This is a genomic window from Streptomyces sp. NPDC006294 (assembly GCF_042870895.1).
Classification (GTDB): Bacteria; Actinomycetota; Actinomycetes; order Streptomycetales; family Streptomycetaceae; genus Streptomyces.
The window spans coordinates 277,667-283,666 of sequence record NZ_JBIAHV010000011.1; the positions used below are offsets into that span (position 1 = coordinate 277,667).

At 71.7% G+C, this 6,000-nt stretch carries 9 protein-coding genes; 3 read left to right on the forward strand and 6 right to left on the reverse strand.

Annotated features, from left to right (window positions below; translation table 11 throughout):
- The first annotated feature begins 54 nt into the window (after positions 1-54).
- On the forward strand, positions 55-1,008 hold the full coding sequence (locus ACFYOP_RS21610) for a cytochrome c oxidase assembly protein (RefSeq protein WP_356898847.1): 954 nt from the start codon (positions 55-57) through the stop codon (positions 1,006-1,008).
- A gap of 93 nt (positions 1,009-1,101) precedes the next feature.
- Entirely contained in the window at positions 1,102-1,260 is a 159-nt protein-coding gene (locus tag ACFYOP_RS21615; RefSeq protein WP_356898848.1) for a hypothetical protein, read from the forward strand.
- A gap of 30 nt (positions 1,261-1,290) precedes the next feature.
- On the opposite strand, the gene ACFYOP_RS21620 is transcribed toward ACFYOP_RS21615, so the two are convergent.
- The gene (locus ACFYOP_RS21620) at positions 1,291-1,767 is read right to left on the reverse strand and encodes an SSI family serine proteinase inhibitor (protein ID WP_356898849.1); all 477 of its coding nucleotides are present in this window, start codon (positions 1,765-1,767) and stop codon (positions 1,291-1,293) included.
- Between the two features lie 272 nt (positions 1,768-2,039).
- Here ACFYOP_RS21620 and ACFYOP_RS21625 point away from each other — a divergent pair, with 272 nt between their 5' ends.
- Positions 2,040-2,255 carry a DUF6381 family protein gene (locus ACFYOP_RS21625; RefSeq protein WP_356898850.1) on the forward strand — a complete coding sequence of 72 codons (216 nt, stop codon included), beginning with the start codon at positions 2,040-2,042 and terminating at the stop codon, positions 2,253-2,255.
- Between the two features lie 27 nt (positions 2,256-2,282).
- Here the strand turns inward: ACFYOP_RS21625 and ACFYOP_RS21630 are convergent, their stop codons facing one another.
- The 5 genes from ACFYOP_RS21630 to ACFYOP_RS21650 form a co-directional block, all read right to left on the reverse strand.
- Positions 2,283-2,633 carry a PRC-barrel domain containing protein gene (locus ACFYOP_RS21630; protein WP_356898851.1) on the reverse strand — a complete coding sequence of 117 codons (351 nt, stop codon included), beginning with the start codon at positions 2,631-2,633 and terminating at the stop codon, positions 2,283-2,285.
- Between the two features lie 90 nt (positions 2,634-2,723).
- Entirely contained in the window at positions 2,724-3,428 is a 705-nt protein-coding gene (locus ACFYOP_RS21635; protein WP_356898852.1) for a class F sortase, read from the reverse strand.
- Between the two features lie 145 nt (positions 3,429-3,573).
- Positions 3,574-4,524 carry a nucleoside hydrolase gene (locus ACFYOP_RS21640; RefSeq protein WP_356898853.1) on the reverse strand — a complete coding sequence of 317 codons (951 nt, stop codon included), beginning with the start codon at positions 4,522-4,524 and terminating at the stop codon, positions 3,574-3,576.
- Between the two features lie 12 nt (positions 4,525-4,536).
- Positions 4,537-5,265, reverse strand: coding sequence for a class F sortase (locus ACFYOP_RS21645; protein ID WP_356898854.1), 729 nt, complete (start codon positions 5,263-5,265; stop codon positions 4,537-4,539).
- Between the two features lie 92 nt (positions 5,266-5,357).
- A partial coding sequence (locus ACFYOP_RS21650) for a hypothetical protein (protein ID WP_388452410.1) occupies positions 5,358-6,000 on the reverse strand: 643 nt, incomplete at its 5' end.

The following is a 6,000-nucleotide window of genomic DNA, read 5'->3' on the forward strand; positions in this document are numbered from 1 at the left end:
GAATCGCCGGTACGGATCGTCGGCGCGGACGAGGCAGCCCCCGGGAGTAGACAGATGGATCACAGCGGGCACGGCATGACGATGGATCTGCCGCCGTTCACGCTGGGGCGGGGCCTCGAGTTCTCACCGGACGTCTTCTTCCTCGTCGGCTGCCTCCTCGCGCTCGGCCTGTACGGCTGGGGCGTCGTGCGGCTGCGCCGCCGCGGCGACGACTGGGCGGTGAGCCGCACGGTGTGGTTCGCCGCCGGGGTGCTGAGCATCGCGCTGATGATGTGCACCAAGCTGAACGACTACGGCATGGTCATGTTCAGCGTGCACATGGTGCAGCACATGGTGATCAGCATGCTGTCGCCGATCCTGCTGCTGCTGGGCGCGCCGATCACGCTCGCGCTGCGCGCGCTGCCCGTCGCGGCCCGCCGGGGGGGCAAGGGGCCCCGCGAGGTGCTCCTGATGCTGCTGCACAGCCACTACATGCGGATCGTCACGCACCCGGCCTTCACCATCCCGCTGTTCATCGCCAGCCTGTACGGGCTGTACTTCACGCCGCTGTTCGACTTCCTGATGGACTCGAAGCCCGGGCACATCGCGATGATGGTCCACTTCCTCGCGGTCGGTCTGGTGTTCTTCTGGCCGATCATGGGGGTGGACCCCGGGCCGCACCGGCCGGGCTATGTGATGCGGATGCTGGAGCTGTTCGCCGGGATGCCGTTCCACGCCTTCTTCGGCATCGCGCTGATGATGGCCACGGAGCCGATGGTCGGCGCGTACCGCGACCCGCCGGCCTCGCTCGGGATCGACGCGCTCTCCGACCAGAACGCGGCGGGCGGCATCGCGTGGGCGTTCAGCGAGATCCCGTCGGTGCTGGTGCTGATCGCGCTGGTGTTCCAGTGGTACCGCTCCGACCAGCGGCTGGCCAAGCGCAGGGACCGGGCGGCGGACCGGGACGGCGACAAGGAGCTCGAGGCGTACAACGCCTATCTCGCCTCGCTCCAGGCCCGCGGCGGGTAGCCGGCGGCCGGCTTGCCGCCGGGCGGTAGCGCCGGGACCCGTACAGGGGCGACGATGGTCCTCGACGGCTCCCGCCGCCGAAGGAGGGCGCTCATGTCCGGTTCCACGAAGACGATGGGAGTGCTGACCGTCGGGTCCCTGGTGGCCGTGACGGCGTACACAGCGGCACTCGGCAGCAACGGCTGGCTCTGGTTCGGCTGGGTGGTACTCGGAATGGTGACGATCGGGGTGGTCGCCTCCAAGGGCACCTGAGGCCGCCGGGTCCGGGCCGCCCCGCGCCGGTCAGAAGCGGAAGACCGCTCCGGTGTGCACGGCGAGTTCGCAGGCGTTGGCGAAGGTCTTGTGCCAGGCGGTCGGACGTCCCCGCCAGGCGCCGGTGGCACTGACCGTGACCGGGTCGTACTGATGCGTGCACGGGTTCCGGTCGCCCGGGAGCCGGTCCAGGTCGCCGTCGGCGACGTCCAGCGCGGCGCAGGCGGCCGCCGCTTCCGGGTGGGGGCCCGCGGGTACGGGGCTGCAGTGCAGGAGCACGCCGCGGATCCAGGTGTTCTCGGCGCCCGACACGGTCAGGAACAGCCCGCGCTTCGGGTCCGGCTCACCCGGGCGGTCGACGGCGTCGGTCCGGTCGGCGGCGGCGATCTGTACGGTGTCCGGCGAGCCCGGCGCGTCCGGCGCGGGTGAGGCCGACGACGCCGTGGCGGGTGCGGCCACGGCGACGGCGAACAGGGCGGCGGCGGCAAGGGCGGCACTGCGGTGCATCGGGTGCTCCTGGTGGGGAAGGCCGGCTCTCGGCCGGCACGAGCGGGGCGAGGCATAGAGCACTCCCCGGCCGCCGCACGGCGCAATGCGCCGCGCCGCTCGGTAGCGCGTACGGGTGCGCCGCTTGGCCCGTACGGCGCGCACCACCGTCCGCTCCCCCGTTCCCACATCGAATGCCTGGTTTGCCCCGATATGACACGGGCAGTCGGCTCCTGGACGGGGTCCGGCCACCCGCGCCGGAACGCAGCCGCCGCGGACCGCAGGAGGACGCCATGCATGAGCACGACAGCCATCGCACCCACGCGGAGCACGACCGCGACAAGGCGGAGCAGCTGTTCGAGCAGGCCCGCCGCGCCGAGGACCCGGAGCAGTCGGAGCGGCTCAGGTACCGCGCGGAGCGGTTGCGGTCGCGCAGCGAGGCGGAGCTGCGCCGGGAGACCGGCGACCGCTTCGTGGCCGACGACATGGACGAGGAAGGCCCCCAGTAGGGGGCCTGTCCGTCTGATGCCCGCCGTCTACATGTGGCGGTTGGCGTAGTGACTCTCGATCTGCTGGATGTAGTCCGCGTCGTCCTCGTGCCTGCCGCTCTCGAACGGCGGTGAGTCCTTGACCTCGGCCTTGGTGCAGGCCACTCGGACGGTCTCGGCCGTGGTGTCGATCTCGGAGACGAGCCCGGCGGGCAGCAGCACCCGCCGGCCGAGGATCCACGGTCCGGTGTCGACGACGAGGTACGAGCGGCCGACTTCCTCGGTGTGCTTGTCGATCTTCCCGATCGACCCGTCGGACGCCTCGACGGAGTACCCGACGAGCTGCGCCCCCGGTGCGTAACGGGCGGTCTCCGGGTAGCCCCACATGTCGCCTGCCATCGTCGCCTCCTCGCCTGTACGGGATCTTCCCGTCACATCGGCGCGGGTACCCGTGCGCCCGGTCCTGACACCGCTGCCGACCGGCCGTTCTCAGCCCTGCCGCGCGGCCACCATGTGCGCGAAGACGACGACGTTCTCCTTGTAGTCCTTGGCCTTCTTGTCGTACTCGCCGCCGCAGGTGATCAGGCGCAGTTGCGGGTCCGGGGTGTCCCCGTAGACCCGGTCGTCGGGGAAGTCGGTCTTGCTGAAGCTCTCGACGGAGTCGACGGCGAAGGTGACGACCGAGCCGTCCTCGCGCGCCACGTCCACCAGCGTGCCGGGCCCGACCGAACCCAGATACAGGAACACTCCGGGCCCGGACTTGGTGTCGACGTGCCCGGCGACGATCGCGGCCCCCGGCTCGCCCGGCGTCACGCCCTCCCGGAACCAGCCGACCAGGTTGCCGTCCGTCGGCGGCGGCGAGTCGAGCTGTCCGGACGCGCCGATGGACAGCGGCATGAACGGCGCGTCCACGGCGATGGACCGGATGATCAGGCGCGTCGGCTCGGCACGCGGCAGCGTCATGCCCGCGCCGGGCCGCGAGGTCGGGGCCGAGGCGGCGTCGGGCGCCGGTGAGGCGGGGGCCGCGAGCACGGGCCGCGTCGGCGGCTTGGCGTCCGAAGGGGCGCCGACGGAGTTGTGGATGAGCAGGATGCCCAGTGCCACCGCGGCAAGGGGCCACAGCAGGGCGCGCCCCAACGAACGGGTGGCGGGCGGCTCCTCCGACTGTTGCTGCTGCTGCTGCTGCTGGACCATGATGCGTACCTTTCACGGCGACGACACAGGGACGACGAGATTCACGGTCGGGCTGTTCCGGCCGCCCCACCACCTGGGAGAGCGGCAGACGGACGACGTTGTGCGCGAGACGAGTGACGCGGCGGCAGGACTTGCCGGCGGTGCGTCAGGGTGCGTGGCCGCCGAGTACGTCGACCGCCGTGATCACCCGGTCCCAGAACCTCTCGACGTCCAGCTCGACCGCGACCCGCGCGTTCACCGGCCGGTCCAGGTACCGGTGGAGGTCGACCACGGTCGCGCCGCGCGTGTACTGCCCGTGCAGTTCGACGACCACGTTCGCCTCGACGCAGCGCACGATCCCGGGGTCGATGACCCGGGCCACGGCGACCGGATCGTGCAGCGGAGGGGCGGCGAACCCCCACAGCCGGCGGTAGGCCGACGCGAAGTACGTCAGCAACTCCACGCAGATGCGCGACAGTCCGGTGTCCAGGTTCTCGAGGCGGCTCAGCACGTCGGGCGTGGCGAGCGCCTGGTGGGTGACATCGAGACCGCACATCGTGACGGGGAGCCCGCTGCCGAACACGATGGCCGCGGCCTCGGGGTCGACGTAGACGTTGAACTCGGCGGCGGGTGTTGTGTTGCCCCGCCCGGCGGAGCCGCCCATGAGGACGATCTCGCGGATGTGCCGGGTACTGTCGGGGTGACGGGTCAGCAGCAGCGCCACATTGGTCAGCGGGCCGGTGGGCACGAGCGTGACCGGCTCCGGGTGCTCCGCCAGAACCTTGTGCATGAGGTCGACCGCGTGCTCGGGCACCACGTCCACGGCCGGTTCGGGAAAGCTGGGCCCGTCCAGGCCCGAGTCGCCGTGGACGTCGCCGGCGACCAGCAGCGGCTGGGCGAGCGGCCGCGCACAGCCCGCGGCGATCGGCACCCCGGTGATCCCGGCGGCGGTGCAGACCCGGCGGGCGTTCAGGGTCGTGCGCTCGAGGGTCTGGTTCCCCGCCACGGTCGTGATCGCGAGCAGGTCGACCGCCGGGTCGGCGGCGGCCAGCATGATGGCGAGGGCGTCGTCGTGTCCGGGATCGCAGTCGAGGACGACGGGTACGGGCTCGGGCACGGCACTGTCCGATCACGGGGCGGCGGGAGGTGTCTTCGGGGCGTCGAGGTGGGCGAAGACGACCAGGTTCTCGGTGTAGTCCTTGGCCTTGCGGTCGTAGCTGCCGCTGCAGGTGATGAGCCGCACCTGGGCGTCCGGGGTGTCCGCGTAGACCCGCTCGCTCGGGAACGCGTCCTTGTGGAAGCTTTCGAGGGAGTCGACGACGAAGGTGGCCGTCGTGCCGTCCTTCCGCCGGACGTGGAAGCGGTGGCCCGGCTTGAGTTCGCTCAGCTCGGCGAAGACCGCAGGCGAGGTGACGGTGTCGACGTGGCCGGCGATGATGCTGGTGCCGTGTTCGCCCGGGGACACCCCGGCGGCGAACCAGCCGACGAGGTTCACGTCGTCCTGCGGCGGCGCGTCAAGAGCGCCGGAGGGCCCGATGGCCAGGTCGGTGAAGGGCGCGTCGACGCCGATCTGCGGAATGACCAGCCGGGTGGGGGCCGAGCGGGGCAGCGCCGGATGCGACGGCGCGGCAGCCTTGGCCGGCGCGGACGCCTCGGACGACTTGCCCGGCGCGGCGGCGGCAGGCCGGGGTTCGTCGCCTGCCTTGCCCGGCGCGGACGCCGGCGACGCCGCGATGGCATTGAGCAGGGTCAGCGCCAGCACGGCGAGCGCCAGCGGCCACAGCACCAGCGGCACCGCGCGACGGGACACGCCGGCGATCCACGAGGCTCCTGAGACGTCGGTCGGACGAACAGTCATGCGGGCGGATCCTTTGCACCTTGCTGTCGAAGCCGCGGCCGCCGCCTGAGCCAGGCGGCGGCCGCGGTCACATCACCACGAGACGGACGCGGTCAGGCCGCGGTGCCGTTCGCGTTGCGCCGGCGCAGCATGTAGGCACCGGCGCCGAGGCCGCCGAGGAGGAGCAGGCTCCCCGCCGCCATGCCGCTGCCGGAGGAGGCCAGGCCGCCGCCACCGGTGTGCATGCCGCCGCTGGGCTTCTCGCCCTTCCAGCCCTCCGACTTCTCGGACCGGCCGCCGGTCTCCGAGTTGCCCGACCCGCTCTTGTCCTTCTCCCAGTCCTCGTTGGTCACCGTGGCGAGGGCGCCGCCGCCGGTGTGCATGCCACCGTGCGGCTTACCGCCCTTGTCCTTCTCCCAGTCCTTGTGGTCCTCCGTCACCGACGCGAGAGCACCACCACCCGCGTGCATACCGCCGTGCGGCTTGCCGCCCTTGTCCTTCTCCCAGTCCTTGTGGTCCTCCGTCACCGACGCGAGAGCACCACCACCCGTGTGCATGCCACCGTGCGGCTTACCGCCCTTGTCCTTCTCCCAGTCCTTGTGGTCCTCCGTCACCGACGCGAGGGCGCCGCCACCCGTGTGCATACCACCGTGCGGCTTACCGCCCTTGTCCTTCTCCCAGTCCTTGTGGTCCTCCGTCACCGACGCGAGAGCACCACCACCCGTGTGCATGCCACCGTGCGGCTTACCGCCCTTG

Excerpts from the sequence above, each read along its gene's own strand:
- ACFYOP_RS21630 (WP_356898851.1), bottom strand. The coding sequence starts at position 2,633 with ATGGCAGGCGACATGTGGGGCTACCCGGAGACCGCCCGTTACGCACCG.
- ACFYOP_RS21625 (WP_356898850.1), top strand. The coding sequence starts at position 2,040 with ATGCATGAGCACGACAGCCATCGCACCCACGCGGAGCACGACCGCGAC.
- ACFYOP_RS21645 (WP_356898854.1), bottom strand. The coding sequence starts at position 5,265 with ATGACTGTTCGTCCGACCGACGTCTCAGGAGCCTCGTGGATCGCCGGC.
- ACFYOP_RS21620 (WP_356898849.1), bottom strand. The coding sequence starts at position 1,767 with ATGCACCGCAGTGCCGCCCTTGCCGCCGCCGCCCTGTTCGCCGTCGCC.
- ACFYOP_RS21615 (WP_356898848.1), top strand. The coding sequence starts at position 1,102 with ATGTCCGGTTCCACGAAGACGATGGGAGTGCTGACCGTCGGGTCCCTG.
- ACFYOP_RS21635 (WP_356898852.1), bottom strand. The coding sequence starts at position 3,428 with ATGGTCCAGCAGCAGCAGCAGCAGCAACAGTCGGAGGAGCCGCCCGCC.
- ACFYOP_RS21610 (WP_356898847.1), top strand. The coding sequence starts at position 55 with ATGGATCACAGCGGGCACGGCATGACGATGGATCTGCCGCCGTTCACG.